This window comes from Caloramator sp., assembly GCF_020054765.1.
Lineage (GTDB): Bacteria > Bacillota > Clostridia > Clostridiales > Caloramatoraceae > Thermobrachium > Thermobrachium proteoclasticum.
Window position 1 is genome coordinate 37,165 of sequence record NZ_JAIHAO010000009.1, and the last position, 26,738, is coordinate 63,902.

22 protein-coding genes are annotated in these 26,738 nt (G+C 33.0%); 17 read left to right on the plus strand and 5 right to left on the minus strand.

Annotated elements, in window-relative coordinates; genetic code table 11:
- Positions 1-6: 6 nt before the first annotated feature.
- From JG776_RS04805 to pepV, 11 genes are all read left to right on the plus strand, one after another.
- On the plus strand, positions 7-2,376 hold the full coding sequence (locus tag JG776_RS04805; RefSeq protein ID WP_291965204.1) for an Ig-like domain-containing protein: 2,370 nt from the start codon (positions 7-9) through the stop codon (positions 2,374-2,376).
- A gap of 247 nt (positions 2,377-2,623) precedes the next feature.
- On the plus strand, positions 2,624-3,124 hold the full coding sequence (locus JG776_RS04810) for a sigma-70 family RNA polymerase sigma factor (protein WP_291965206.1): 501 nt from the start codon (positions 2,624-2,626) through the stop codon (positions 3,122-3,124).
- 160 nt (positions 3,125-3,284) lie between these two features.
- Positions 3,285-4,997 carry a cell wall-binding repeat-containing protein gene (locus JG776_RS04815; RefSeq protein ID WP_291965208.1) on the plus strand — a complete coding sequence of 571 codons (1,713 nt, stop codon included), beginning with the start codon at positions 3,285-3,287 and terminating at the stop codon, positions 4,995-4,997.
- A 12-nt stretch (positions 4,998-5,009) separates the two neighbouring features.
- On the plus strand, positions 5,010-7,415 hold the full coding sequence (locus JG776_RS04820) for a SpoIID/LytB domain-containing protein (protein ID WP_291965210.1): 2,406 nt from the start codon (positions 5,010-5,012) through the stop codon (positions 7,413-7,415).
- A gap of 227 nt (positions 7,416-7,642) precedes the next feature.
- Entirely contained in the window at positions 7,643-8,758 is a 1,116-nt protein-coding gene (locus JG776_RS04825) for a glycosyltransferase family 4 protein (RefSeq protein ID WP_291965212.1), read from the plus strand.
- Positions 8,759-8,762: 4 nt separating this feature from the next.
- Positions 8,763-9,236, plus strand: a complete 474-nt coding sequence (gene pssD / locus JG776_RS04830; protein ID WP_291965214.1) for a PssD/Cps14F family polysaccharide biosynthesis glycosyltransferase — start codon at positions 8,763-8,765, stop codon at positions 9,234-9,236.
- Position 9,237: 1 nt separating this feature from the next.
- Positions 9,238-9,717 carry a PssE/Cps14G family polysaccharide biosynthesis glycosyltransferase gene (pssE, locus tag JG776_RS04835; RefSeq protein ID WP_291965216.1) on the plus strand — a complete coding sequence of 160 codons (480 nt, stop codon included), beginning with the start codon at positions 9,238-9,240 and terminating at the stop codon, positions 9,715-9,717.
- Between the two features lie 22 nt (positions 9,718-9,739).
- Positions 9,740-10,906 (plus strand): nucleotide sugar dehydrogenase, encoded by a 1,167-nt coding sequence (locus JG776_RS04840; protein ID WP_291965218.1) that lies wholly within the window; start codon positions 9,740-9,742, stop codon positions 10,904-10,906.
- Positions 10,907-10,933: 27 nt separating this feature from the next.
- The gene (locus tag JG776_RS04845; protein WP_291965220.1) at positions 10,934-12,172 is read left to right on the plus strand and encodes an O-antigen ligase family protein; all 1,239 of its coding nucleotides are present in this window, start codon (positions 10,934-10,936) and stop codon (positions 12,170-12,172) included.
- A gap of 57 nt (positions 12,173-12,229) precedes the next feature.
- A complete protein-coding gene (gene murJ, locus JG776_RS04850) occupies positions 12,230-13,795 on the plus strand; it encodes a murein biosynthesis integral membrane protein MurJ (RefSeq protein ID WP_291965222.1) in 1,566 nt (521 codons plus the stop codon).
- 89 nt (positions 13,796-13,884) lie between these two features.
- Positions 13,885-15,273: a dipeptidase PepV gene (pepV, locus tag JG776_RS04855; protein WP_291965224.1), complete on the plus strand. Its 1,389-nt coding sequence runs from the start codon at positions 13,885-13,887 to the stop codon at positions 15,271-15,273.
- A 637-nt stretch (positions 15,274-15,910) separates the two neighbouring features.
- On the opposite strand, the gene JG776_RS04860 is transcribed toward pepV, so the two are convergent.
- Together JG776_RS04860 and JG776_RS04865 are read right to left on the minus strand one after the other, a co-directional pair.
- On the minus strand, positions 15,911-16,294 hold the full coding sequence (locus JG776_RS04860; protein ID WP_291965226.1) for a hypothetical protein: 384 nt from the start codon (positions 16,292-16,294) through the stop codon (positions 15,911-15,913).
- Between the two features lie 6 nt (positions 16,295-16,300).
- Positions 16,301-16,570, minus strand: coding sequence for a hypothetical protein (locus JG776_RS04865; RefSeq protein ID WP_291965228.1), 270 nt, complete (start codon positions 16,568-16,570; stop codon positions 16,301-16,303).
- A 301-nt stretch (positions 16,571-16,871) separates the two neighbouring features.
- On the opposite strand from JG776_RS04865, the gene hutH reads away from it, so the two are divergent.
- The 6 genes from hutH (at position 16,872) to JG776_RS04895 (ending at position 23,492) form a co-directional block, all read left to right on the plus strand.
- The gene (hutH, locus tag JG776_RS04870) at positions 16,872-18,392 is read left to right on the plus strand and encodes a histidine ammonia-lyase (RefSeq protein WP_291965230.1); all 1,521 of its coding nucleotides are present in this window, start codon (positions 16,872-16,874) and stop codon (positions 18,390-18,392) included.
- Between the two features lie 12 nt (positions 18,393-18,404).
- Positions 18,405-20,051 (plus strand): urocanate hydratase, encoded by a 1,647-nt coding sequence (gene hutU / locus JG776_RS04875; protein ID WP_291965232.1) that lies wholly within the window; start codon positions 18,405-18,407, stop codon positions 20,049-20,051.
- Positions 20,052-20,062: 11 nt separating this feature from the next.
- Positions 20,063-20,959, plus strand: coding sequence for a glutamate formimidoyltransferase (gene ftcD, locus JG776_RS04880; RefSeq protein ID WP_291965234.1), 897 nt, complete (start codon positions 20,063-20,065; stop codon positions 20,957-20,959).
- 10 nt (positions 20,960-20,969) lie between these two features.
- Positions 20,970-22,220 (plus strand): imidazolonepropionase, encoded by a 1,251-nt coding sequence (gene hutI / locus JG776_RS04885; protein WP_291965236.1) that lies wholly within the window; start codon positions 20,970-20,972, stop codon positions 22,218-22,220.
- An 11-nt stretch (positions 22,221-22,231) separates the two neighbouring features.
- The gene (locus JG776_RS04890) at positions 22,232-22,870 is read left to right on the plus strand and encodes a cyclodeaminase/cyclohydrolase family protein (protein ID WP_291965238.1); all 639 of its coding nucleotides are present in this window, start codon (positions 22,232-22,234) and stop codon (positions 22,868-22,870) included.
- A 385-nt stretch (positions 22,871-23,255) separates the two neighbouring features.
- A complete protein-coding gene (locus tag JG776_RS04895; RefSeq protein ID WP_051350703.1) occupies positions 23,256-23,492 on the plus strand; it encodes a hypothetical protein in 237 nt (78 codons plus the stop codon).
- 17 nt (positions 23,493-23,509) lie between these two features.
- Here JG776_RS04895 and pdaA read toward each other — a convergent pair whose 3' ends face one another.
- Genes pdaA through JG776_RS04910 form a run of 3 tightly spaced genes read right to left on the minus strand, consistent with a single transcriptional unit; the run spans position 23,510 to position 26,731 of the window.
- Complete coding sequence (gene pdaA, locus JG776_RS04900) at positions 23,510-24,469, minus strand: delta-lactam-biosynthetic de-N-acetylase (protein ID WP_291965241.1); 960 nt, start codon at positions 24,467-24,469, stop codon at positions 23,510-23,512.
- Positions 24,470-24,498: 29 nt separating this feature from the next.
- On the minus strand, positions 24,499-25,542 hold the full coding sequence (locus tag JG776_RS04905; RefSeq protein ID WP_291965243.1) for an NAD(P)H-dependent oxidoreductase: 1,044 nt from the start codon (positions 25,540-25,542) through the stop codon (positions 24,499-24,501).
- Entirely contained in the window at positions 25,535-26,731 is a 1,197-nt protein-coding gene (locus JG776_RS04910; protein WP_291965245.1) for a lactate dehydrogenase, read from the minus strand. The genes JG776_RS04905 and JG776_RS04910 overlap by 8 nt, the downstream gene beginning before the upstream one ends.
- Between the last annotated feature and the right edge of the window lie 7 nt (positions 26,732-26,738).

Genomic DNA, 26,738 nt, shown 5'->3' on the forward strand with positions numbered 1-26,738 from the left:
AATAAAATGCATAGGAAAAATAGAATAATAGCCTTTTTTATAACGTTTGTATTTTTATTTATAAATTTCAACAATGTTTTTGCAAATACAATAGATAACAATACAAAACAAAGAGTAAATGTCGTTACTGTAAAGAAAAACCCATCAACAAATGTTGAAACAAAAATTATAGAAGAAAAAGATATAAATGAACTTGAGGATGAGTTTAAAAATTATAAAAGATATACACCAAAAGAATATACACGAAAAAAGGTAGAACAGTATCAAAGGCTTTTGTCTAATCCTTATTATGAATTAAGAAACAGAGAAGAAAGATATTTAGAAACATATGTAGAATTTAATACTAATAATAAACCGGCTAAAGATTTTATAGTAATTATTGATATAGGTAATGAAATTGATTCAATCCATCAATTTGAATTAGATGTGTATATAACCAATAAAGACATCGAGGAGTATGAATTTTTAGTAGATGAAAATGGAGATAGAAAAATAGCAGTAAGAATTCCATTTGTTCAGGCAAACCAAAAATATAGACTAACAATTGTACAAAAGTTTGAAATTGCAACCCCCCATTTTTATGATATAAATGTATTAAAGCAAAATCCTGATTATTCAGATTTTAGTCAATATGAAAGATATATTAGTGAAGAACCTAAAATTGAAACAAGCTATCAACCAATAATTGATAAAAGCCATGAATTGCTTGATTCACAAACTAATGTATATGATAAAATTTTAAAGGCATATGAGTGGATTCAATTTTCAATGGAGTATGATTTTGCCTATGGTAATAGAGGTGCAAAATCAGCAATCGATAATTTAAAAGGTGTATGTGAAGACTACGCAAAATTATTAATTGCTCTTTTGAGAGTACAAAAGATACCTGCAAGAGAGGTTATTGGTTTTAGAAATATTGAAAACCTTTCAACTTACTATACGCCAGTTGAAGTGTCTGGAGATTATCACGCTTGGGTTGAGGTATATTTCCCTAATATCGGTTGGTTGCCAATGGATCCAACAACTCATCCAGAACCGAAATATAATGCTGAAAAGAGAGAATGGGAAAAAACAACCAATCTTAGAGAATTTATACAGGATTTCCCATCAAGTGAGCACATAATCTCTGATTATAACGATTCTAATTGGCTTACATATTATTATCACGATTATGAGAGCTATGGCTCAATTTCAAAACTTGATTGGGGATGGACTTTATCTGCATACAATTTGTATGGAGAAAAAACCAAAATAAATCCTGTAAAACTTGATTTTGTTGTTAGCAATACTACTTATAGAAGTATTGACCTGAAAGTCAATTATGAAGGCACTAAAAGTTTAGATTATGTAGAAATAAATGTTTATGACTCTGAAACAAATGAAAAGGTTGATCGCATAAGGCTTTATATTCCAGGAACAAATATTAAGGATTATCCAATAAAAGTTAAAAATCTTATTCCAAATAAAAAGTATAAAATTGAAATTGCTTCTAAAACCAATGATAGATATTTAAATAATAGAAAAACAATAGAGGTTAAAACTTTAGATATAAAAGAAGAAGACAAGATGTTGTTAAAACCAAGAATAGAAAATGTTATTACCTCAAATAATAGTGTTAATTTTGATATTGTAAGCGAAGAAAACCATTATGCTACAAAATTTAGAATTGAGGTTTTTAATAATCAAACAGGTGTTAAGGAAAAATCCTATGATGTATCTACAATTGATTCAAGCTATATCAATGTTGGTATATTAGATAAAATAATAACAGGGCTTAAAAGTTCAACAAGTTATACATTAAAGGTTATACCATATTACTATTCTTATGTTGGTTTATATGCACAAACACAGTTTACCACAAAATCTGATGTTAAAGTTACAGGAATAAAATTAAATATGACGAATAAGACGGTATATAAAGGTGAAGGTTTTAATTTATATGCAACAGTAGCACCAAGCAATGCAACAAATAAAGGAGTAATATGGAGTAGCAGTAACACAAAGGTTGCAGTAGTTGATAAATATGGAAAGGTTGCGACAGTAGGAACAGGTACAGCAGTGATAACAGCAAAAACTGAAGATGGTGGTTTTACAGCAAAATGTACAGTAACTGTTAAGGCACCTATAAAAGTACAGGGCGTTAAATTAAATAAATCAACTTTAACATTAAAAAGAGGAAATGGGTATAAATTAATTGCAACAGTTCTTCCAAGCAATGCAACAAATAAAAATGTGGTTTGGACAACAAGCAATTCAAAGGTAGTAAAGGTTGATGCCTATGGTAAAGTTTATGCGGTAAGAAGAGGAACTGCAATAGTAACTGTAAGGACAAAGGATGGGGGATATAAGAGGAGTTGTAAAGTGTATGTTAAATAGTTAAGGCTTTAGAATTGTGAAGTGATTTTAACTTATAATTGATGACCAATATATATTACAATTACAAATGATATATCTTTAGTTAACAATAAACATAAAAATGAGCGTAATAATGCACTTTTTGCAGTTATTACGCTCGTTTTTTTGCGAAATAATTTTTGTTTTTTGCTCTTTACGTTTTGGAAAATAAATATTATGTATTTTACCATATACTCAACCGGCCGGAAATAATTTTGGAGGGGTAAATATGGATGAGTATATGGTTATAAAAAAATATGAACCGCTTATAAAGAGGGCTATAAGGATGTATATACACGATAAAAATTACTATGAGGATGCATACCAGGAGGCGGCACTATCTATCATTAAAGTTTTAAGAGGATATGACGAAAAGAAGGGAGATTTTAATGCCTATATAAAGTGTGCGGTTATTTATTCTGTAAAGGCCTTTTCAAAGAAGATAAGGGAAAATATAAGTTTAGATGAAGAGCTTGAGGATGGTGGGTGCTTATATGATTTAATACCAGATGATATATGCCTTGAGGAGGAATGTGTTAAAGAGGAGGATATAAAAAAGTTATATAGAGCATTAAACTGTTTAAATAAGAAGCAGAGGGAGATAATAGAGGAGTATTATTTTAATGGTAAGAGTATGGTTGAGATTGCAAGGGAAAAAAGGTGCCATTACAACTCAATTGTAAGATTGAAGGAGAGGGCAGTTGAAAAATTAAGAAAATGTATGAAGTAAAATTATAAAATAAGGATATATCAAAATATCTGGTTTTGTTGAAAATTATGTCTTTTTATTGTAGAATGAATTTAAGAATTGTACATTGTTTTTAGAGCTTATTAATTTATTAATTGACACTGATGTATATACACATTTATTTGATTAAGGGGGGCTTTAATTGAAGTTTAAAAAAATTTTGTTGCAGACAGTCGCAGGAATATTAATAACAACTAATATAGCCTTTGCCCAAAGTCTTCAGGGACTCAAGATAATTTTAGATTCTGGGCACGGGGGAGATGACCCTGGTGCTAAGGCTAAAATTGGTGATGTAGTGTACTGTGAAAAGGATTTAAATAATTTAATAACACAAAAGTTATCAGATATTTTAAAAAGTTATGGAGCCGAAGTTATTTTTACAAGGGACCCTTATCAGGATTATGCGGTAGGACTATATGAAAGACCAGAAATTGCAAATAATAGCGGGGCCCAAATTTTTATAAGCATTCATCAAAATTCAGTAAAGGATATACCTACTGCAAATGGAGTTGAAGTCTATTATTCTTCAAATAGACCAAACATAAAATCAACAAAGTATGTGGAGTTCAATGGTGCAAAATATGAGTATTTAAGGGAGACAAAAGAAGATGATGTTGAGTATGTTTATGTTTTAGTTGATGGTGTCGAGGCAAAGATAGAAAAAAGTAAAGTTAAAATAATAACTTCAACAACACCTTGGCAGGTATTAGAGAGTAAAAAACTTGCCCAGATGGTTGTTTCAAATCTATCAAGCCTTGGATTAAAAAATAGGGGGGCAAAGGACTCCTCCTATGTTGTTACAAAATATACTACAATGCCGTCGATATTAGTAGAGACGGGGTTTATGTCAAATCCAACAGAGCTTTTAAAATTGGTAGATGAAAATTTTCAGATGCAGGCGGCACAAAAGATTGCCGATGCAATAAAGGAATATTATGCTGTGTATGAGAAAAATAAAGAGTTTTTTATAAAAGAAAGTATAGAAATAACAAAAAGAATTGCAGGAGAAAATAGGTATAAAACTAATTTAGCTATATTAGACGAGGGATGGCAAAGTGCAGAAAACATAATTTTAGCCTATGGTGAAGATTATGCAGATGCACTAACAGCGGCGGCTCTATCTAAAAAATTAGATGCACCTATAATTTTAACAAAGGGTAATGTACTTGAAGAGGAAGTTAAGGATAAAGTAATAAAGCTTGGTGTTAAAAATGCATATATAATAGGTGGACAAGCAGTTATATCAAATCAGGTAGAGGATACGCTAAAAAATTTAGGCATAAAAGTTACAAGAATTGCAGGAAGTGATAGATATAAAACTTCTGTGGAGATTGCAAAGTATTTTGAAAGTCCAAAGGAGGCCTTCTTAGTTACAGGAAGAGGATTTGCAGATGCACTTTCTGTTTCAACTATTGCTTCGTACAGGGAGGTTCCAATTTTATTCGTTGATAACAACAAATTTGAAGATGCTTTGGAATATGTGAAAACTAATGGAATAGAAAGGGTATATGTAATAGGAGGAGAAAAAGCAGTTTCAAACGAAGTTACAGATAAATTTTCAAATTATCAGCGTATTTTTGGAAAGGACAGATATGAAACAAATATAGAAATTATAAAAGCCTTTGAAGGAGAGTTTGATTTTTCAAAGATATTTATATCAACTGGAGAAAATTATCCAGATGCACTTTCTGCAACATCCTTAAGTGTTAAGAATAATAATCCGATTTTTTTATGTGGTTCAGGTGTTAGTGGAAATGATTATATAAAAAAATATATAGAGTATTTTCAAGAGGTTGTTGTAGTAGGTGGTGAAAGGATGCTACCTAAAGATTATATCTTTAAAATGTTTAACTAAAGGGGGATGAAAATGAAAAGGCGATTTTTATCATTGTTTCTTGTTTTAGTTATAGTTACATCTTGGTTTAATGGTGTATATGCAGCTGTCGATAGAAAGCCCTATTATGAAGATATAAGGGTTATGCTCTATAGTATGATGAAGGAGAATATTTCTGTTAAATTAACTGGAAAGTATATTTTAGATGGACAAGAGGTAGAAAATAGTGAGTTTATACTTAAGGTAAATGGAGATAAAATTGAGATAGACGGTATTTTAAAGGAGCAGATTAGTTTAGAGCCAAAGGATGTAGATAATTTAGTTACAATTACTCTCCTTGATACAAATTTACAACCATTAAAGGATAGCTACGGAAGAATAATAAGAAGAAGCTATTTTGGAAAGTTTGTTTTTAAAGTGAGTGAAGGAAAGGTAAGTGCTATAAATTCCCTTGATATTGAAAGATATGTGCTTGGGGTTATACCTTATGAGATGTCGGAGAGCTTTCAGCTTGAGGCTCTAAAGGCACAGGCTATTGCATCAAGAAGCTATGGGCTTTATTATCATATTAATGCAAAGGCAGGAAGCCAGTATGATGTAATGGACTCAACAAGCCATCAGGTGTATAGGGGATATAATGCTTCCTTTACTAAGTGTAGACAAGCTGTAGAGGAAACAAAGGGACAGGTTTTAACCTATTTTGATAAAAGTAAAAATATAGAATATATAATACCTGCATACTTTCATTCAAGTAACGGTGGATATACTGAGCTTTGTCAAAATGTTTGGTCACAGTCTCTTCCATATTTGGAAAGTAAGAGGGATGAGTTTAGTGAAACAAATTGGCCAGGTGGAGATAGAACATTTACAGTACAAAAGATTGATGAGCTATTGAAAAATAAAGCATATATACCCAAAACAGGAACATTTTTAAGATTGGATCTTAATAATATTACCTATTATGAAAGTGGTAGGGTTGCGAATATAAAGGCGATTTATAAAGATGCAACTGGGAAGGAAGTAGTTGTAGATCTTCAAAAGGAAAAATTAAGAAGTGCCCTTTCACTTCCAAGTAATTTGTATACTGTAAGGTTTGAAGAGGCTGAAAATAAGTATGTATTTTCAGGAAAGGGGTATGGACACGGCTTGGGTTTAAGCCAGTGGGGGGCAGAATATAGAGCAAGAGCTGGACAAACCTCAGCAGAAATTTTAAGTTTTTATTATCCAAACACACAAGTTTTCTCCTTAACTTCATATATTAATAGATTATCTCTATCAAGAGCTGTTGTGCTTGTAAATGATGCAATAAGTCTTAATGTTACGGCAGAGGATGGAGCAGTTTTTAAATATGAGGTTATAAAGGATGGTAAGGTTGTTTATACAGAGGATGAAAAGGAAGAAAAGCAGTTTAGCTATAGACCAACTTCTGCGGGTGATTATACTATAAAGGTGTCAGCAAAGCCAAAGATAGCAAGCACCTATGGCGATGTAAAGGAGGTAAGCTTCAAGGCTGCACTTCCTCAGGTTTCAAGAGGAGGAGAACAAATTGCAGTTAATACATTTAGAATATATGGAGAAGATAGAATTAAAACTGCAGTTGCAGTGAGCCAAACTGGTTGGGATGAGGCAGAGTATGCTGTAATTGCAAGGGCAGATGACTTCCCAGATGCATTATCTGCAGGTCCTCTTGCTAAAAAGTTTGATGCTCCAATTCTTTTAACAGATATAAATAGCTTAAACCAGGATGTGGAGATTGAGCTTTTAAGGCTTGGGGTAAAAAATGTATTTATAATTGGTAGTGAAGCTGCAGTATCTAAAGCAGTTGAAGATAGAATAAAGACACTTAATATAAATGTAGAGAGAATAGGCGGAGATGATAGATACGAAACTGCTTTGAAAATTGCTGAAAAATTAGGAAACCCAAATGAAGTGTTTGTTGCAACAGGACAAAATTTCCCTGATGCGTTGTCTATTTCACCAATTGCGGCAATTAAGGGTGTTCCAATAATTTTAACACCTAAAAATAGAGCAAATGACAAGGTGCTTCAATATTTACAAAATATAAACCCAGAGAAGATATATTTAATTGGTGGGAAGGATGTAGTTTCTATAGATGTAGTTGTGGGTTTTGAGGATAGGGTAGATAGAATAAGTGGACAGGATAGGTATTTAACAAATGTTGAAATAGCTAAAAGGTTTAATGATATAATATCCCATAATAAAGTATACGTTGCAACAGGTGAAAACTTCCCAGATGCTCTTTCGGGCTCGTCTTTGGCGGCAAAGAATGGTGGGATGATAATACTCGCACCTAATAAACAAATTACTGATATTAATAGCTTTTTAAATGTTAAATATACTAATTATACTGTTAAATTTATTTTAGGTGGGGATAAAGCTGTAACAACAGATAATTTAAACAACTTATTTTCTAAGTAAGTTGGATTATGTTGTAGGAAAAGGTTTGTTTGATTAGGTAAAGCTTTTATAATTGTTAGTAATTTATGTCCCTATAGGTAAAGGTAACCTGTAGGGACATAGTTTTGGTTTTACGATTAAGTTGAAATAATGAATTTAAACTGATATAATATAACGTTGAGAAATTATTCTTTTTATAAAATTATGCAAAATATTGTTGGCAAAATAGTTAGAAAAAGGTGATATAAGTGACAATTTCACAAAAGGAACAAAGAATTTTTCTAATATCCAATATGTTTCCAGATGAAAACCATCCTTATTTTGGTATATTCGTTAAAAATACTGCTGATATTCTTGAGAAAAATGGATTCAAGATTGTTTCTAAGGTTGTTGTTACAGAACCTAATCAAAAGTCTTTTAAGAAATTAGTTACATATTTTAAGTTTTATAGAGATATTTTAAAGGGTATAACACATAGAAATTCTTATGACTTAATTTATGTACATTTTATAAGTCATAGTGCATTACCAGTTTTGATTTTAAAACTTTTTACTAAAAAAAAGTTGATGTTAAATGTGCATGGATCTGATGTAATCATTAGAGGGAAAATTGCAAAAGTTTTATCGGTATTTAGTTATCCACTTGTTAAAATGTGTGATAGAATAGTTGTTCCTTCTGAATTTTTTAAAGAGGTTGTAAAGAAAAAATTTAAAATTAAGGAGGATAAGATAATTGTTTATCCATCTGGTGGAATAAATACAGATATATTTAAACCAATGGAGATAAAAAATAAAACTGAAAATAAAAATACTGTAGTATTAGGCTATATTTCAAGAATAGAGAGAGGAAAGGGATGGGACATCTTTGTTAATGTTATTAAAAGTTTAAATGAAAAGTACAGTAACATTAACTTTAAAGGCATAATGATAGGTTCTGGCAGTGAGAGGGATAAATGTATTGGGTTAATAAAGGAGCTTGATTTAGAAGATAAAATAGAATATTTAGGAGGATTATCACAAAGAGAGATAAATATGTATTTAAATTTAATGGATTTGTTTATTTTCCCAACAAGACTTGAGGAGAGCCTTGGACTTGTTGGACTTGAGGCAATGGCTGCCAAAGTTCCAGTTTTAGGTTCAAATGTTGGGGGTATAAGAACATATATAAAAGATAAAGAAAATGGATATTTGATTGATGTTGATGATGTTGATGGTTATGTAGAAAGGGTTATAGAATTTATTGGTCTTTCTAACGAACAAAGGGAGAGAATTATAGATAATGCATATAAAACTGCACTTAAGTACGAATCAAATTATGTGATTGATAGGTTTTTAAGGGAAATAAATAAAATGTTAGAGGAGTAGTGCTATGAAAAGAAAAAAGGTTCTTTTTATTTCATCAAGTGGTGGACACCTTGCTCAACTTATGCATTTAAAGCCATTGTTTGAAAGGTATGATTATCATTTGGTTACAGAATATCTACCTTGCAATGAAAAACTAAAGGAAAAATATAAAGTAAGCTTTCTTTTACATGGAGGTAGGAATAATAAATTTAAATATCTTTTCCTTTTTCTATTTAATGCTTTTAAATCTTTATATATTCTATTAAGGGAGAAGCCCAATGTTGTTATAACAACAGGGGCACATACAGCAGTCCCTATGTGTTATTTAGCAAAATTATTTGGTAAAAAGGTTATATATATTGAAAGCTTTGCAAAGGTTAACACCCCAAATTTATCTGGAAAGTTAATCTATCCTATTGCAGATCTTTTTATTGTTCAATGGCCAGAGCTACTAAAATATTATCCAAAGGCTAAATATCTTGGAGGAGGATTATACTAACATGATATTTGTTACATTAGGTACCTTTGATTTGCCCTTTAATAGACTTTTAGAGTATATAGATAAACTCATAGAAGAGGGCATTATAAAGGAGGAAGTAATTGTACAAGCTGGTTTTACAAAGCACAACACTAAGAATTTTAAAATAATTGATTTTACAAGTAGTGATGAGATGGAGGATTATTATGATAGGGCAAGCTTTGTGGTAAGCCACGGTGGAACAGGTTCACTTATGATGGGAGTAAAGAAGGGTAAGAAGATGATAGGTGTTCCAAGGTTAGCAAAGTATGGTGAACATAATAATGACCATCAAATTGAAATAGTTGAACTTTTAAAGGAACAGGGACTTATATTAACTGCCTATGATTATGAACAATTTAAAGAGGCAGTTGAAAAAATTGAAGAGTTTGAACCTAAAAAGTATGAATCTAAGACTCAGGTTATAATAGACTATATTTCTGATTTTATTGATTCATTATAAAAAAGTTTAAGAGGTGAGGAGTATGAAAATTACTGTTGTTGGGGCAGGATATGTTGGTTTATCATTGGCTGTATTGCTTGCACAAAAAAATGATGTGGTTCTTCTTGAAATTAGTGAAGAAAAGGTAAATAAAATTAATGATAAGATTTCGCCAATTGTGGATAGAGAAATAGAGGAATTTCTAACAGAAAGAAAATTAAATTTAGTTGCTACAACAGATAAATACAAGGCTATAAAGGATGCTGAAATTGTTATTATTGCAACTCCAACAGACTATGACCCAGATAAGGATTACTTTAACACAAGTTCTGTAGAATCTGTTATAGAGTCTGTTATTGAAATTAATAAAGAGGCTCTTATGGTAATAAAATCAACAATTCCAGTAGGTTATACAAATAACATAAAGAAAAAGTATGGAATTGACAATATTATATTTTCACCTGAATTTTTAAGGGAGGGCAAGGCACTATATGATAATCTATATCCTTCAAGGATAGTTGTTGGAGAACAATCTGATAGAGCAAAAATGTTTGCAGATTTGTTATTAGAGGGAGCTATAAAGAAGGATGTTCCTGTACTGTTAACAGACCCTACAGAGGCTGAAGCTATAAAATTATTTGCAAATACTTATTTAGCTATGAGGGTTGCCTTTTTTAATGAACTTGATACATTTGCAGAATTAAAGGGGCTAAATTCAAAACAAATAATTGAAGGTGTTTGCCTTGATTCAAGAATAGGAAACCATTATAACAATCCTTCATTTGGTTATGGAGGATATTGTTTGCCTAAGGATACAAAACAACTTTTGGCAAATTATAAGGATGTGCCTAATGATATAATAAGGGCAATTGTTAATGCAAATAGTACAAGAAAAGAACATATTGCGAATATGATAGCAAATAAAAATCCAAAGATTGTTGGCATTTACAGATTGACTATGAAGAAGGACTCTGACAATATAAGACAGTCTGCAATTCAAGATATTATAAAACTTTTAAGGGAAAAAGGTGTGGAAGTAGTTATTTTTGAACCAGTTATTAAGGATGAAGTTTTTCTTGATTCAAAGTTAATTAGAGATTTAGATGAGTTCAAAAAGATTTCAGATGTTATTGTTGCAAATAGAATGTGTGAAGAATTAGAAGATGTTAGAGAAAAGGTATATACAAGGGATTTATTTAGCAGAGATTAACTTATGTCGTAAATCGGAGGTATGGTGATGAACATATTAAAGGGTGACAAAAAGCTTGAATTTATTTTATTTTTAATTTTAATGAATCCAATAGTGGATTTGTTAACGGGGGTTTATTTAAAAACTCTTAATTTGAACCCTAAATTTACGCCAGGGATTATTGTTAGGAATTTGATTTTGCTGTATTTGTTTTATTTGGTTTATGTAAATAAGTTAAAAATAAAGTATTTTATATTATTAGTATTAACATTCTTATTTACTAATTTATCTCAAATTTTAAGTGGCCTACAGCTGAATGCTTTTAGTGAAACCCAATACTTTTTAAAATTTGTTTATAATATGGCAATTTTATTAGTTGGACTGGAAATAATTAAGGAATTTAGAGAATATGAATATGAAAAGATATTTAAATATTTTACATTATCAGCTTTTATTTATGCGGTAGTAGTTGTAGTAACATTTTTACTTGGTGTAGGATATAAAACCTATTCCTATAGTACAGCAACAAAGGGATTTTTTTATGCTGGAAATGACTTAACTGCGGCAATTTCTGTTGTTTATCCGATAAGCTTATATTTGATTATTAGAAGAGAAGATATAAAATTAGATTTATTGGTTATTTATAATCTTATTATTATGTTGGCATTAGTTATTATTGGGACAAGAGTGGCCTATTTATCAATATTTGTTTCATTTATTGCATATTTTATTTATGTGGTTATCACAAGAAATAAAAGTATGTTAAGACAATTTATTTATATGGCTTTATTAACGGTGATTACGTTTCATTTATTTTCATACATGATACAAACACATAAAAACATTAACTTAATTGAAAATACAATTGAAAGGCAAGAAGCAATTCTAAATAGAACGGAGAATGATGTAACAAGCTACGTTTTAAACCAGAGAAATCTTAAGTTTAGAGCAGCTTATGAAGATTATAAGGAAACTAATTTACTAAGGAAATTGTTTGGTATAAGTAGGTCTGGTGAGGTTGAAAATATTGAAATGGATTTCGCGGATGTTTTTTTATTTTATGGTTTAGTAGGATTTATTGTAATGACCTTTTATATTATAAAATATGGTATACAATTTTTGTTGAGATTTACCAAATATAAGGGTAGTTTGCTTTATGTTGCACTATTAGTATCATTGTTTATTGGATTTGGATCTTCTTTTTTAGCAGGACACGTTTTATTTAGTGCTTCTGCAGGACTTTATGCGTTTTTAGTTTTAGCTGTTTCAAATTCAATTTTTGAATAAAATTAAATAATCGCAAAATTATTATGAGGCAAAAATAAAAATGTTAGGAGGCTAATAATGTCACAAAAGAATAATATTAAAAAAACAGCCTTTCTTTTAATGATGATAAATCTTCTTTCAAGATTCTTAGGTTTTATTAGGGAAATGATTATTGCAAAAGTTTTTGGTAGAAACTCTGTTACTGATGCCTTCTTTGCAGCCTTTACAATACCCGATGTTATGTATGACCTTTTGGTTGTGGGGGCTTTAAGTTCTGGTTTTATGCCAGTTTTTAATGAACACCTTGCAAAGGATGATGAGGAGGGGGCTTGGAAGGCGGCAAATACGTTTATAACTGTTGCCATAATATTTATAGTTGTGTTTAATATTCTATATTATGCATTAGCAAGGTATTTGGTACCGCTTGTTGCAATTGGAAATGCAAAGGATCCAGCAACTTATGCATTAACAGTTAAGCTTACTCGTTTTATGACAGTTTCGGTTAGTTTTGCTGTTTTTGCAGGTCTTTCAATGGGTGTTTTAAATTCATATAAGATATTTACAGCACCTGCTCTTGGTCCTGTTATGTATAATGTTGGTATAATACTTGGTGCGATAATTCTTGGTGGTAAGTTTGGAATATATGGGCTTGCAACAGGCGTTATACTTGGGTCAATGTTAAATTTTGGTATACAAGTGCCAAGCTTTATAAAAGTTGGAAAAAGGTTTAGATTAAAGTTAGACACACAAAATGAAAGCTATAAGAGAATGTTAAAGTTAATGGGACCTGCTATATTTGGACTTGCAATTATGAGAATTAACTTGGTTGTTAACCAAAATATAGCATCTTTATTAGATCAAGGAAGCATAACTGGGCTAAGATACGCACAAAGAATTATTATGCTTCCAGTTGGTATATTTGGTGCAAGTGTTTCAACAGCTATATTTCCAACATTAAATGCACATATTGCAAGAAAAGAGTATGAAGAATATAAAACAGTTATCTCACAAGGATTAAGAACATTAATTTTCATTACTATACCTGCTACTGTAGGACTTATGGTTTTAAATAAGCCAGTTGTTAGATTATTATTTAAGACTGGAAAATTTACAGAACAAGATGTTCTATTTACGGCGTATGCTTTAGTTTTTTATGCAATAGGTATTTTAGCATTATGCTCAGTTCCTGTGCTTATTAGATGCTTCTATTCATTACAGGATACAATTACACCTGCTAAAATTGGTTTAGGTATAGTTATTTTTAATATAACGTTGAATTTAATATTTGTTAAGTTTAGTAATCTTGCAATTGGAGGAATTGCACTTGCTAACTCATTAGCGTCGCTACTTCAAATGTTTGTTTTATACAAGGTTCTTTCTATAAAAGCAAAGGGGCTTAAAACAAGAGAGGTAATGATAACTTTTGTTAAATCTATTGTGGCGGCTTTAATTATGGGGGCAGTTGTTTACTTAACAAGTTATGGAATGGATAAAGTTTTAGGTAATGCCTCAAAGCTTGCTCAGTTAATTAATGCTGGAGTTTCGATTGGAATCGGTGTAATAGTGTATGTTACCTGTGCATATTTATTAAAGATGGAAGAACTTCAGGATGCAATTAAGATGATAAAAAAGAGACGTAAATAAAAGATTATAAGCCACCCTGTGTGTCTTGTGACTAAAATTTGAAAAATGTCACATTTCACCTGGGTGGCACTTATATAGGAGGTGCCATTATGGAGAAGCTTTTTAGCAAAATTGATGAGCTTAAGGATGAGATTGTAAAGAGTACGCAGGAGATTTGCAGAATAAGAAGTGTTGAAGGAGAAGCGAAGGAGGGGAAGCCCTTTGGTGAAGGCGTTGATGAGGCTCTAAACTATGCATTAGAGCTATCAAAGAGGCTTGGATTTAAGACAGTAAATCTTGATGGGTATGTTGGATATGCTGAATATGGTGAAGGGGAGGACTATGTTGCGGTTCTTGGACATCTTGATGTGGTACCAGAAGGTGATGGATGGAAGTATCCGCCTTATGGGGCAGAGATACACGATGGTAAGATATATGCAAGAGGAACTATGGATGATAAGGGACCAATTATTGCTGCACTTTATGGGCTATATGCGATAAAGGAGTTAGGATTAAAGCTTGATAGAAGAGTTAGGATAATATTTGGAACAAATGAGGAGACAGGTTCAAAGGATATCGAGTATTACAATAGGTTTGAAAAGCCTCCTGTTTTAGGATTTACACCAGATGCTGAATTTCCTCTTATTTTTGGTGAAAAGGGGTTAACTGTTTTTGATATTGTGAAGGATTTTAATAGGAAGCCTGAAAATATAAAGATAGAGTATGTAAAGGGCGGACAAAGGGTGAATATGGTACCAGACTATTGTGAGGCAAAGCTTGTTGGGGATGTAGAATATATTAAGTCCATCATTTTTAAACATATGGAGGAGACAGAGGACAAGATTGAATTTGAAGTAGAGGAAAGAGGAATAGTTATAAAGGTGTATGGTGTATCTGCACACGGAAGCACACCTGAGCTTGGGGAAAATGCTATTATGAAGATGATGAGTCTATTAGGAAAATTGAATTTAGAGGATAGTGATGTAAAGGATTTCATTAACTTTTTAAATAAGTATGTTGGTTTTGAAACAGATGGAAGAAGCTTTGGGGTTTATTTAGAGGATGAGCCTTCAGGAAAACTGTCATTTAATCTTGGAACAATTGATTTAAATGAAAAGGGAGTAAGGGTTGGACTAAATTTAAGATATCCAGTTACATACAAGCTTGAGGATATGATGAATCCGTTTAATGAAAGAATAAATGAATGCGGAATTAGAGTTGAAAATTTTGAACATCAGGCACCACTATACTTCTCAAAGGAACACGAGCTTATAAAGAAGCTTATGAAGGTATATGAGGATTATGTGGGACAAAGATGTGAGCCTATTGCAATAGGTGGCGGAACATACGCAAAGGAGATGGCAAACACAGTTGCCTTTGGACCACTTTTCCCTGGGTGTGAGGATGTAGTACATCAGGCAAATGAATACATATCTATAGACGACCTGATAGCCTGTGCAAAAATTTATGCAAATGCCATATATGAATTAGCAAGATAAAAGTGCCACCCAGGTGAAATGTGACATTTTCCAATAAGTAACACAGGCAATTTTGGAAAATTTATAAAAATTTTTTAGATGTATGTATAAACTATTGATAACAGGTTAATAATTAAAATGTAGCAAAGATGCTCAACTTGAAAACAGGAGGTTAATGAAAAGACTTAATTTGTCAACACCTCTTGATGTACATTTAATAAAAAAATGCATAATATTCATAACAAACACATAAAAAACCAAACTTCAGAAGTTGTAATTAAAGTAAAAATCTCCTAAAGAAATTTAGGAGATTTTTACTTATTATATGAAAAGTGTGCTATATATTCGATTTAAGTGATGATATGTGGTGAATAATGCATTTTATTTTGATGGCATATATTATAAAAAACAAACTTGTATTCAATAATATATAATAATATAGTGTTTAAATATAAATTTAGGCTACTGTTTGTATTATAGATAATTTTTAGGTATTATTTTTCGAAGTTTAAGGTGGCTCTTTAATAAAGAACAGAAAATTTTTAAAAATTTTATGATACTGCATAAATAATTTCTGTAGTTTTAAAAAACAAGTATTTTACTTAAAATAATAGCCACTCATAAAACGAGTGGCATTTTTTTATAATAAATTTTAATATTATTTTTTTGCAGAATAGACTTTGTCTACTTCTTGCATTATTTCTGCAATATCTTTAGAATCTAATCCTTTCTTATTTAATAGCAAAATCATTTCAATATAACTCCTATCAAATTGATTATTATTTTTATTATTATGTTGTTTATTTTTATCCTTGTTTTCATCGTTTAATAACTCAGTTATCTTTTGTTTTATATCATTAAGTCGTTCATTATCAACATAGAATCTATTGTTAAGATTTTCAATTTCAGAAGAACCTTTATGAGCCAACTCTAACAAAGCTTTATAAACTTTTTTTTCGTCTGTATTTAACTGTTCTGATATTATTTTAGAAGCTTTTAATAAAGATATTTTATTTTCTCTTATTGATATAGAATTTATCATTTTTAATCACCTCCATAATAACTCAATTTCATGTTTTAATTTTCTAATTTGTTTTTTATATTTGTTTATTAAAATTTTTCGCCAAATAATTTCTTTTATTTTTTCATTAGAATATATATCTTCTATGTTAAAGCCTTCAGTACAAGAAGTATTATAAATTATACTGTACATTTTTCTATAATCTTTTGTAAAGTTAATTACGCTATTATGCTTTCTTCTTATTTTTTTAGCAATTAATTTTATTTTGCCGCATTTTGAATTGTTTGTTTTTTTCATAATACCTCCTAAAAAAAATTATTTCTATTAGATTATATTAGAAAAAAATTAGTTTTATGCTTTTGTTTATATTGAATATGAAATTTTTTTTACTTACGATAAAAATAAAAAAATAGTTTGGTTTAATATTTTTACAGTTAATGAAAAATAAACTTTGGTAAAACAAAATAACAAAAATATTGAAAATGTCACATTTCACCTGGGTGGCACTTTAATGTGTTAAAAATATTCAGAAAATTTCAAGAATAATTTAATGTTATAATATTATTAGAAAATTTTGAACATTGAGGTGGTGGTGGGTTTGCACAAAATAATTATTGATGGGGAAAATCTAACTATTGAAGATGTGGTTAAGGTTGCAAGATATGGGTATAGGGTTGAGATTGCAGAGGAGGCAAAAAGAAAAGTAAAGGCTGCAAGAGAGGTTGTAGATAGGTTTGTTGATGAAGGAAAGGTTGTATATGGTATTACAACTGGTTTTGGCAAGTTTTCGGATGTTGTTATTTCAAAGGAGGAGGCAAAAAAGCTACAAAGAAACTTAATTGTATCCCACGCCTGTGGAGTAGGAGAGGAGCTACCACAGGAGGTTGTAAGGGCTATAATGCTTCTTCGTGCAAATGCACTGTCTAAGGGTTATTCTGGTGTTAGGCTTGAGACGTTAGAAACTCTTGTAGAAATGTTAAATAAAGGTGTACACCCAGTTATATACGAAAAGGGTTCTCTTGGTGCAAGTGGAGATTTAGCACCTCTTTCACATATGGTTCTTGTTATGTTAGGTGAGGGGGAGGCCTACTATAACGGTGAAAGATTATCTGGCAAAGAAGCCCTAAACAGAGCAGATATAAAAGAAATAGAACTTGTAGAAAAGGAGGGACTTGCACTTATAAATGGAACACAAGTTATGACAGCAATTGGAACACTTGCATTATATGATGCTGTTATGTTATCTAAAGCTGCAGATATTGTTGCATCATTAACAGTTGAAGCATTAAGGGGAATAACAGATGCATATTATTATAAGGTACACAATGTTCGTCCACAGGTTGGACAGCAAAAATGTGCACAGAATCTAAATAGAATTCTTGAGGGAAGCAAACTTACAACAAAACAGGGGGAACTTAGGGTACAGGATGCCTATACATTAAGATGTATTCCACAGGTACACGGTGCAAGTAAGGATGCTATAGAATATGTGAAGAGGGTTGTTGAAATTGAAATAAACTCAGCAACCGATAACCCGCTTATATTCTCAGATGAGAATAGGGTTATTTCAGGGGGTAACTTTCACGGACAGCCAATGGCACTGGCAATGGATTTTTTAGGTATTGCAGTATCGGAGCTTGCAAACATTTCTGAGAGAAGAATAGAAAGACTTGTAAACTATCAATTAAATGATTTACCTGCCTTTTTAACTAAAAAGGGTGGACTAAATTCAGGTTTTATGATAGCACAATATACAGCGGCATCACTTGTTTCAGAAAATAAGGTATTAGCACATCCAGCATCAGTTGACTCAATACCATCATCTGCAAATCAAGAGGACCACGTCAGTATGGGTACAATAGCAGCAAGGAAGGCAAGAAGTATATTATATAATGCAATGAGGGTATTAGGAATTGAATATCTTTCAGCCTGTCAGGCGATTGATTTGAGGGGTATGAAGGGACTTGCAAAGGCAACTTTAGCAGGTTATGAACTTTTAAGGCAGCATATACCAACATTAGATGAGGATAGAATTATGTATAAGGATATAAATAGAGCAACAGCTCTTTTAGAGGAGCTTGTTATAAAGGTTGAAGAAAAAATAGGAGAACTTATGTAAGGGGGTTAATCTATGAGAGAGATTAGGGCACCAAGAGGAAATCAGCTAAACTGTAAGGGATGGCAGCAGGAGGCAGTTTTAAGAATGCTTATGAACAATCTTGATGTGGAGGTTGCAGAAAAGCCAGAGGATTTAATAGTATATGGCGGAAGAGGTAAGGCAGCAAGAAATTGGGAGTGTTTTGATGCTATTGTAAATTCACTAAAGAACTTAGAGGATGATGAGACTTTACTTGTTCAATCTGGAAAACCTGTTGGAATATTTAAAACCCATAAGTGGGCACCAAGGGTTTTAATTTCAAACTCGATGCTTGTTCCACACTGGGCAAACTGGGAATATTTTTGGGAGCTTGAACAAAAGGGGCTTACAATGTATGGACAAATGACAGCAGGTTCTTGGATATACATAGGAACACAGGGAATTCTTCAGGGAACCTATGAAACACTTGCTGCAGTTGCAGAAAAGCACTTTGGAGGAAGCTTAAAGGGAACAATTACGCTAACTGCAGGTCTTGGAGGTATGGGTGGAGCTCAGCCACTTGCAGTTACGATGAATGAAGGTGTTGCACTATGTATTGAAGTAGATAGAGAGAGAATAGAAAAGAGAATAAATACAAAGTACCTTGATGTATATTATGAGGATATAAACGAAGCTTTAAATAGAGCAATCGAAGCAAAGGAAAAGGGAGAGGCTATTTCAATTGGTGTATTAGGAAATGCATCAGACATTCTTCCAGAGCTTGTGAAAAAGGGATTTGTTCCAGATGTTTTAACGGATCAAACATCAGCCCACGACCCACTAAATGGATATGTTCCAGGTGGTATGAAGTATGAAGAGGCACTTGAGCTAAGAAGGAAGAATCCAAAGGAATATATAAGACTTGCAAAGAAGAGTATGGCTCGTCACGTTGAGGCTATGCTTGAGATGCAAAGACGTGGGGCTGTGACCTTTGATTATGGTAACAATATAAGGCAAATGGCATATGATGAAGGTGTAAAGGATGCCTTCAACTTCCCAGGATTTGTTCCAGCATATATAAGACCTCTATTTTGTGAAGGCAAGGGACCATTTAGATGGGCAGCACTATCAGGAGATCCAGAGGATATTTATAGAACAGATGAGCTTGTTTTAGAGCTATTCCCAGAAAATAAACACCTATCAAGATGGATTAAGATGGCAAGAGAGAGAGTTAAATTCCAAGGATTGCCCTCAAGAATTTGTTGGCTTGGATATGGAGAGAGGGCAAAATTTGGACTTGCACTGAATGAACTTGTAAGAAAGGGTGAACTTAAGGCACCAATTGTTATAGGACGTGACCATTTAGACTGTGGCTCAGTTGCATCTCCAAGACGTGAAACAGAAGCAATGAAGGATGGTTCAGATGCTATTGCCGATTGGCCAATATTAAATGCACTAATAAATGCTGTAAATGGTGCAACTTGGGTATCAGTTCACCACGGTGGCGGTGTTGGAATAGGCTATTCAATTCACGCTGGTATGGTTGTTTGTGCTGATGGAAGCGAAGAGATGGATGTAAGGCTTCAAAGAGTATTAACAAGCGACCCAGGTATGGGAATATTAAGACATGCTGATGCTGGATATGATGAAGCAATTGAGTTTGCAAAACAAAAGGGTGTTAAAATACCAATGCTTAAGTAGGAGGTTGTAGGATGGCTAAAATAGTTGAGTGTGTTCCAAATTTTTCAGAGGGAAGAGATAAGGAAAAGATTGAAAGGATTGTAGAGGAGGTTAGAAAGGTAAAGGGTGTTAAGCTTCTTGATTATTCATCAGATACAGATCACAATAGAACAGTTGTAACCTTTGTTGGGGATGTTGAGGGAGTGTCTATGGCAGCCTTTAATATGACAAAGAAGGCGTGTGAGCTTATTGATATGAGAACTCATACAGGTGGACATCCAAGAATGGGGGCAATGGATGTTATACCTTTTATACCAGTTAGAGAGGTTACAATGGAGGAATGTGTTGAAATTGCAAAGGCTTTAGGTAAAAGAATAGGTGAGGAGCTTGGTGTTCCAGTGTATTTGTATGAAGAAGCGGCAACAAGGCCAGAGAGAAAGAATTTAGCAGATGTTAGAAAGGGACAGTATGAGGGATTTTTTGAAAAGATTAAAAATCCAGAGTGGAAACCAGACTTTGGACCAAGCGAAATGAACGAAAAGAGCGGATGTACTGCAGTTGGTGCAAGGGTTCCTCTTGTTGCCTTTAATGTGAATTTAAACACACCAAATTTAGAGATTGCAGACAAGATAGCAAAGTCAGTAAGGTTTATTGGGGGAGGATTAAGATTTGTAAAGGCAATGGGGGTAAAGCTTGAGGATAGAAATATAACTCAGGTTTCAATGAATCTTGTAAATTATGAAAAAACAGCAATATATAGGGCCTTTGAGATGGTTAAGATGGAGGCAAAGCGTTTTGGTGTTGAGGTGGTTGGAAGTGAGATAGTTGGGCTTGTTCCAATGAAGGCACTTGTTGATTCTTTAGAGTACTACCTACAGCTTGAGAACTTTTCTATAGAGCAGGTCTTAGAACACAGGATAGCTGAATAGGGGTGGTACTTTGGATAGGATATTATTAAAAAATGGTAGGATTGCAACAGTAAAATCCAAAGGTCCAAAATTTGGGGGGGAGATGGCGGACCTTGGGGTTATTGAGAGAGGTTATGTAGTTATAGAGAACGGTATTATTTTAGATGTTGGAGGCGGGGACGGAGCGGATTTTATTGATGATAAAACAGAGGTTATTGACTTAGAGGGAAGGCTTGTTCTACCTGGATTTGTTGATAGCCATACGCATCTTGTGCATTATGGTTCAAGGGAGAATGAGCTGAAATTAAAGCTTGAGGGGGCAAGCTATTTAGATATATTAAAACAAGGTGGGGGAATTTTAAGTACGGTTAGAGCTACAAGGTCGGCAAGCTATGATGAGCTTTATAAAAAGGCGTTAAAGAGTCTTGATTTGATGCTTCTTTGGGGAACAACAACCGTAGAAGCCAAGTCAGGATACGGATTGAACTTTGAAGATGAAGTAAAGTGTCTAAGGGTTGCAAAGGGAATAGAACATCCAATAGATATTGTTAGCACATATCTTGGTGCACACGCAGTTCCTGAGGAGTATAAGGAGAATGTGGATGGATATATCGACCTTATGATAGAAAAGGTTATGCCCTATGTTAAAAAAGAGAAGCTTGCGGAATATGTGGATGCCTTTTGTGAAGAGGGATTTTTTAACTTAGAGCAGACAAGAAGGGTTTTAAGGGCAGCAAAGGAGTTAGGATTTCAGGTTAAACTTCACGCAGATGAGATAGAACCTATGGGGGGTGCACAGCTTGCAGCAGAGCTTGGTGCTGTTTCAGTAGAGCATTTAGTGGCAGTATCTGAAGAGGGGATTGATGCTATGAAGGAGGCAGGAGTAATTCCAGTCCTGCTTCCTGGAACTTCCTTCTATTTAAGATTAAAAAAATATGCACCAGCAAGGGAAATGATAAGAAGAGGTCTTGCGGTGGCAATAGCGTCAGATTATAACCCAGGTACTTGCCCGACTGAGTCTCTGCAGAGCGTAATGATTTTTGCTTCATTAGGGATGGGACTTACACCTCAGGAGGTAATATCGGCAGTTACAATAAATGCAGCTTATGCAATAGGACGTGGAAGTGAGATTGGAAGCATAGAGAAGGGTAAAAAAGCTGATATAGTAATTATGAATGCACCAAATGAGAACTATGTTATTTACCATTTTGGAATAAATCATATTGATATGGTAATAAAAAATGGTAAAATAGTAGTTAGAGATGGAAAATTAGTGTACTAAGGGGGATTGTGATGAAGATATATGAAAATACAATAGAAAGATTTTTAGAGGACCTTGCTTCCAGCTCTCCAGCACCAGGAGGAGGGGCAGTTGCAGCATTATCAGGTGCACTTGCTGCGAGTCTTTCATCTATGGTAATGAATTTAACAGTAAATAAGAAAAAGTTTATGGAATATAGCGATGATGTGAAGAATAAGTTTAATGAGTATCTAATAAAGTGTGAAGAGTTGAGAAAAAAGTTTATGGAATATATTGAAAAGGATGTTGAGGCCTTTAATTTGGTAATGCAGGCATATAAGATGCCAAAGGAAACAGAAGAGGAGATAAAAGAGAGAAACAGGGCAATACAAAGGGCTTTAATTGAAGCCTATGGTGTTCCTTATTCTGTTGCAGAAACAGCCTTTTCGATGTTTGATATGGTGGATTTTATTGCTGAATATGGCAATAAGAATGCTATAACAGATGTAGGGGTTGCGGCAATACAAATATTTGCAGCAATAGAAGCGGCAGTTTTGAATGTAAGGATTAATTTAGCATCAATAGATGATATTGATTTAGTAAGCGATGTGGACTTGAACTGTAAAAGGCTTTTGATTGAGGCAGCACAAAGAAAAGAGGAGATACTAAAGAAGGTTTATCAAAAGATATAAATGGCACAAGGTCAGACTTTTGAAAAAGTTATATATTGATTAGCCCCATGAAGGATTTCTTGGGCATTCGTTCATTTCGCTTATCAATTCTAAGCTTTTCTTTGTTTGAAAAAGTCCTACCCTCGCGATGCCATCGTCCTGATGGCCGCTCGGCTCGGCACGTCCTGTGCTGAATTACGGACTTTTCCAAAGTCGAAAAGCCAAGAATTGCTAAAGCTCACGAAAGAGCCCATTGAAATCCATTCATGGGGCTTTTCCATATTTTAGCTAATACAAGGTGAAATGTTATTTCATCTTGTATTACTTTTTTAGGAATAATTTTAGGGGACGGGGAATATACTGTATTGTAATCCAAAAGAAATAAAATTGGGTTGGGGGGATTATTGTGTTTTATTGTACAAGCTGTAAAAGAATAGTTAAAGATGGAGGAGTTTGTGAATTTTGTTCTAATGCAGATTTGAGGGAACTTAAACTTGATGCTCCTGTAAATGTGCTTGGAACAAAGCTTAAGGGAAGAGTTTTAAAGATAACAGATGATAAGGTAAGGCTATTGATAAGGGATGATGCAAATAATAAGTTTATAAAGGAATACAGCTATAGAGATTTAAAGAAGGTATTATAAAAGGGTGCATTTGCACCCTATTTTAACTCTGTTAGAGGTTTAAACTCGTATCCCATCTCACGAAGCTTATCTATTATTGTTGGTAGGGCTTCTGTGTTGCTCTTTGATACTGCGTGCAGAAGCATTATTTCTCCATTATGGCTTCTGTCTATAACCCTCTGTATTGTCGTTTCAACAGGTGGCTGGTCATCTACAAGCCAATCCTTGTGGGCAAAGCTCCAAAAGATGGTCTTATATCCAAGCTTTTGGGTATAGTATAGTGATAGCTCACTGTATTTTCCCATTGGAGGTCTAAAGAATTTAGGCATATCCTGTCCTGTAACATCCTTAAAGGCAGCCTCTGTATCCTCAAATTCCTTTTTAAACTTCTCAAAATCCACAGCCTTCTGTGGCATTGATGGATGTGTTGAACTGTGGTTTGCTACAATATGGCCTTCATCAACAATTCTTTTTATTAATTCTTTGTTTTGATTTATATATGGCCTTGTTACAAAAAACGCAGCCTTTACATTTTTCTCCTTTAAAACATCAAGTATCTTTGCTGTATATCCGTTTTCATATCCCTCGTCGAAGGTTAAATATATTTCCTTTTTTGTCCTATCACCTAAATAGTAGGCATCGTATTTTTTAAATAGCTCAACTGTCTGTTTAGGCATATACTGTGATTCGTTATTTTTTACAGGAGGGGGACCAAAGTCCATCTCCTTGTTGCTCAGGGATGATACATCTGCATCTATTATCAAAACATCGTCATTATTTATATTTTCTTGATTTCCTGATGTCTCTTTGTTATCTTCCTCTTTATTTTCATCTTCTGTTTTTGATGAGTTATTTTCAGAAGGCTTTTGCTGATTTGTGTTTTGCGTTTCATTTGTAGTTGGTTTTGTATTTATATCATTGTTGCTATTTGTTTGTTTTTTACTGCAGGAGGAAAAAAGTAATACTACAGCAAGTAAAATTGGAACTATTTTTTTCATTGTTTGGGCCTCCTTAAAATATTATAAGTTCAACACAAGCTTCTAACTATATTTTGTGCAAATTCCTGTGCTTTATTTTCTATATTTTCAACTTTTTTTATTTCACCCATATCATTTGCTATCTCCATTATAGCAAAGTAAGGAGGCAGTATAAACCCTTTATTTATATTTAGTGCACCTATTAACTGCTTTGCAACAGAATCTCCACCAGAGTTGCCAGATACAATTACTGAAAAGAGCATTTTATCATAGAAGGGATTTCTTCTATAGAGTGCAGTTATTCTATTTATAACTGCACTTAAATTGGCAGAAATAGCATCGTTGTAGTTGGGGCATATAAAAATAGTAGCATCTGCCTCTTCTATTGCAGGGAATATTTCTTTTACAATAGAACCGCCATAGAAGCAGCTTTTTTGTTTTGCAAAATAGAGGCAGGTTTTAAAGGGACAGCCAATACAATCCTGTATAGTCCCATTTTCAACGTGATGCTCTAATATACTTACCCCATCTATATATTTTTTTATCATATACCAAAGGGTTAAGGTGTTAGATGTATCTCTATAGCTTGCGTGAAGTACAGATACTTTAGGGTTTTGTTTTTTTATAAATTTAAAACTAAAGAATCTATCAGATAGTCCTCTACATAAATAGTAGCATATTTCCTCAAGGGGCATATTAAGAGTCTTTTGCCAGGTTCTAAAGTTTAAAAAACCTTCTATAGCTTCAACTACAGGATGTCCTATAAAGGTACAGCCAAGGCTATTTGCTATAAATATAATCTGTTGTGAAAAGCTTTTTGTATAATGAAGTGTAGGACTTTTTATAAGCACACAGGCAGTTGAGCCTAAAAGTGCATCCTTTCCCCTTAGGGTTATATTATTTAACACATCAAGTATATATGGGCATACACCTATGCTGTTTAGCTCTATTGCAAATACAATCCTTTTATTTTTAAGATTTATATGCCTTTGAGGGGAGTATTCCTCAAAGGCATTATCCCTCATAAAAGCCCTTATCATATTATTTAAAACATCTGACCTGTTTTTTGATGCAATAAGTATGGTATCACACATCAAACTCTACCAGCCTTTCATAGCTCTTTTTAATTCTTTCAAAAAGCCTCTCGTCTAAATTTTTATATGTCTCTATTTCAACGCCATATTCTGTTATTCTGTTTTTTATACCTAAAAAGACATTTTCAATTGATACTGTACTGTAGTGCCATTCTCCCTTAAGGCAGGATAGAATGGATAGGGCACCAGAGGACAGGGCGGGTGCTATGTAGGGCTTAAATCCAGTTTTTCTAACCTCTATATTGGCATTTGTAGTAAGCTCTGTAAGTTTAAGTGACAGTTCGTGGTTGTAGTCTTCTATATTATCTGCAACTATTAAATCTTTTCCGTGGGGACCAAAGGCTCTACCTTTATCCTTAAAGTAGCCTATATTCATATTTTGAGCATAGTATAGTGCCCTTGCATACATAACTCCAAGACCAAATCCCTTAACATTATCAGCAGGGAAAACATAATCTTTATTTAGCTCAAAAAAGGCCTTTTTGCAGAGGTGGTCAACAGGGTCTGAAACCACAAAGAAATACCCTTTATATTTTGCCTTTTTTGCAGCCTCTGCATACATCGATATTATTTCTGCATTGCTTTTATATTGAACAATTCTAACGTCAACATCTTGTATAGATACATCAGGAATCTGCCTTGTTATGCAGAATATAAACACATCGCAATCAAAAACTTCATCAAAGGATACAGGTTTAACTTTAGACAGGGAAGTATTATTTGGATAGTTTATTTGGTTTAGTTCGTATTCCCATCTTTTTACCTTATTTTCATCAAGGTCAAAAATTCCAATTTCAGATATTACATCATAGCCTAAAAGCCTAAGTCCAATAGATAAAGTTCCTCCAACGTCTCCAAGTCCTGCAACTGTAACTTTATACTTTTTCTTAAGTGGATTAACTTTATACATTTCCTCCCATTCTTCAAAGGATGTATTGATGTAGGATAATTTACCACCATTTATTAAATCATCTACTGAACTTCCTTCTTTTTTTAATATATAATTTATGTTTTCTTTGTCATCGATTTGGGATGCAGAATTTACAACCTGTCTAAACCTACAACTTGTTCCTGTCTTTTTTAATAGGTATATGTGTTCTGCATTCTTTAAATCCTTTTCTTCTGCCGCATCAAGGTTAAATTTATGGTTTGATATAAATATGTCTCTATTTTTTTTGTATATATTCATCTTATTC

Coding starts and splice junctions, on each gene's coding strand:
- JG776_RS04905 (WP_291965243.1), bottom strand. CDS start 25,542: ATGTGTGATACCATACTTATTGCATCAAAAAACAGGTCAGATGTTTTA.
- JG776_RS04910 (WP_291965245.1), bottom strand. CDS start 26,731: ATGAATATATACAAAAAAAATAGAGACATATTTATATCAAACCATAAA.
- JG776_RS04860 (WP_291965226.1), bottom strand. CDS start 16,294: ATGATAAATTCTATATCAATAAGAGAAAATAAAATATCTTTATTAAAA.
- JG776_RS04890 (WP_291965238.1), top strand. CDS start 22,232: ATGAAGATATATGAAAATACAATAGAAAGATTTTTAGAGGACCTTGCT.
- pssD (WP_291965214.1), top strand. CDS start 8,763: ATGAAAAGAAAAAAGGTTCTTTTTATTTCATCAAGTGGTGGACACCTT.
- JG776_RS04845 (WP_291965220.1), top strand. CDS start 10,934: ATGAACATATTAAAGGGTGACAAAAAGCTTGAATTTATTTTATTTTTA.
- pssE (WP_291965216.1), top strand. CDS start 9,238: ATGATATTTGTTACATTAGGTACCTTTGATTTGCCCTTTAATAGACTT.
- murJ (WP_291965222.1), top strand. CDS start 12,230: ATGTCACAAAAGAATAATATTAAAAAAACAGCCTTTCTTTTAATGATG.
- JG776_RS04840 (WP_291965218.1), top strand. CDS start 9,740: ATGAAAATTACTGTTGTTGGGGCAGGATATGTTGGTTTATCATTGGCT.
- pdaA (WP_291965241.1), bottom strand. CDS start 24,469: ATGAAAAAAATAGTTCCAATTTTACTTGCTGTAGTATTACTTTTTTCC.
- hutU (WP_291965232.1), top strand. CDS start 18,405: ATGAGAGAGATTAGGGCACCAAGAGGAAATCAGCTAAACTGTAAGGGA.
- JG776_RS04805 (WP_291965204.1), top strand. CDS start 7: ATGCATAGGAAAAATAGAATAATAGCCTTTTTTATAACGTTTGTATTT.
- JG776_RS04810 (WP_291965206.1), top strand. CDS start 2,624: ATGGATGAGTATATGGTTATAAAAAAATATGAACCGCTTATAAAGAGG.
- JG776_RS04865 (WP_291965228.1), bottom strand. CDS start 16,570: ATGAAAAAAACAAACAATTCAAAATGCGGCAAAATAAAATTAATTGCT.
- JG776_RS04820 (WP_291965210.1), top strand. CDS start 5,010: ATGAAAAGGCGATTTTTATCATTGTTTCTTGTTTTAGTTATAGTTACA.
- pepV (WP_291965224.1), top strand. CDS start 13,885: ATGGAGAAGCTTTTTAGCAAAATTGATGAGCTTAAGGATGAGATTGTA.
- ftcD (WP_291965234.1), top strand. CDS start 20,063: ATGGCTAAAATAGTTGAGTGTGTTCCAAATTTTTCAGAGGGAAGAGAT.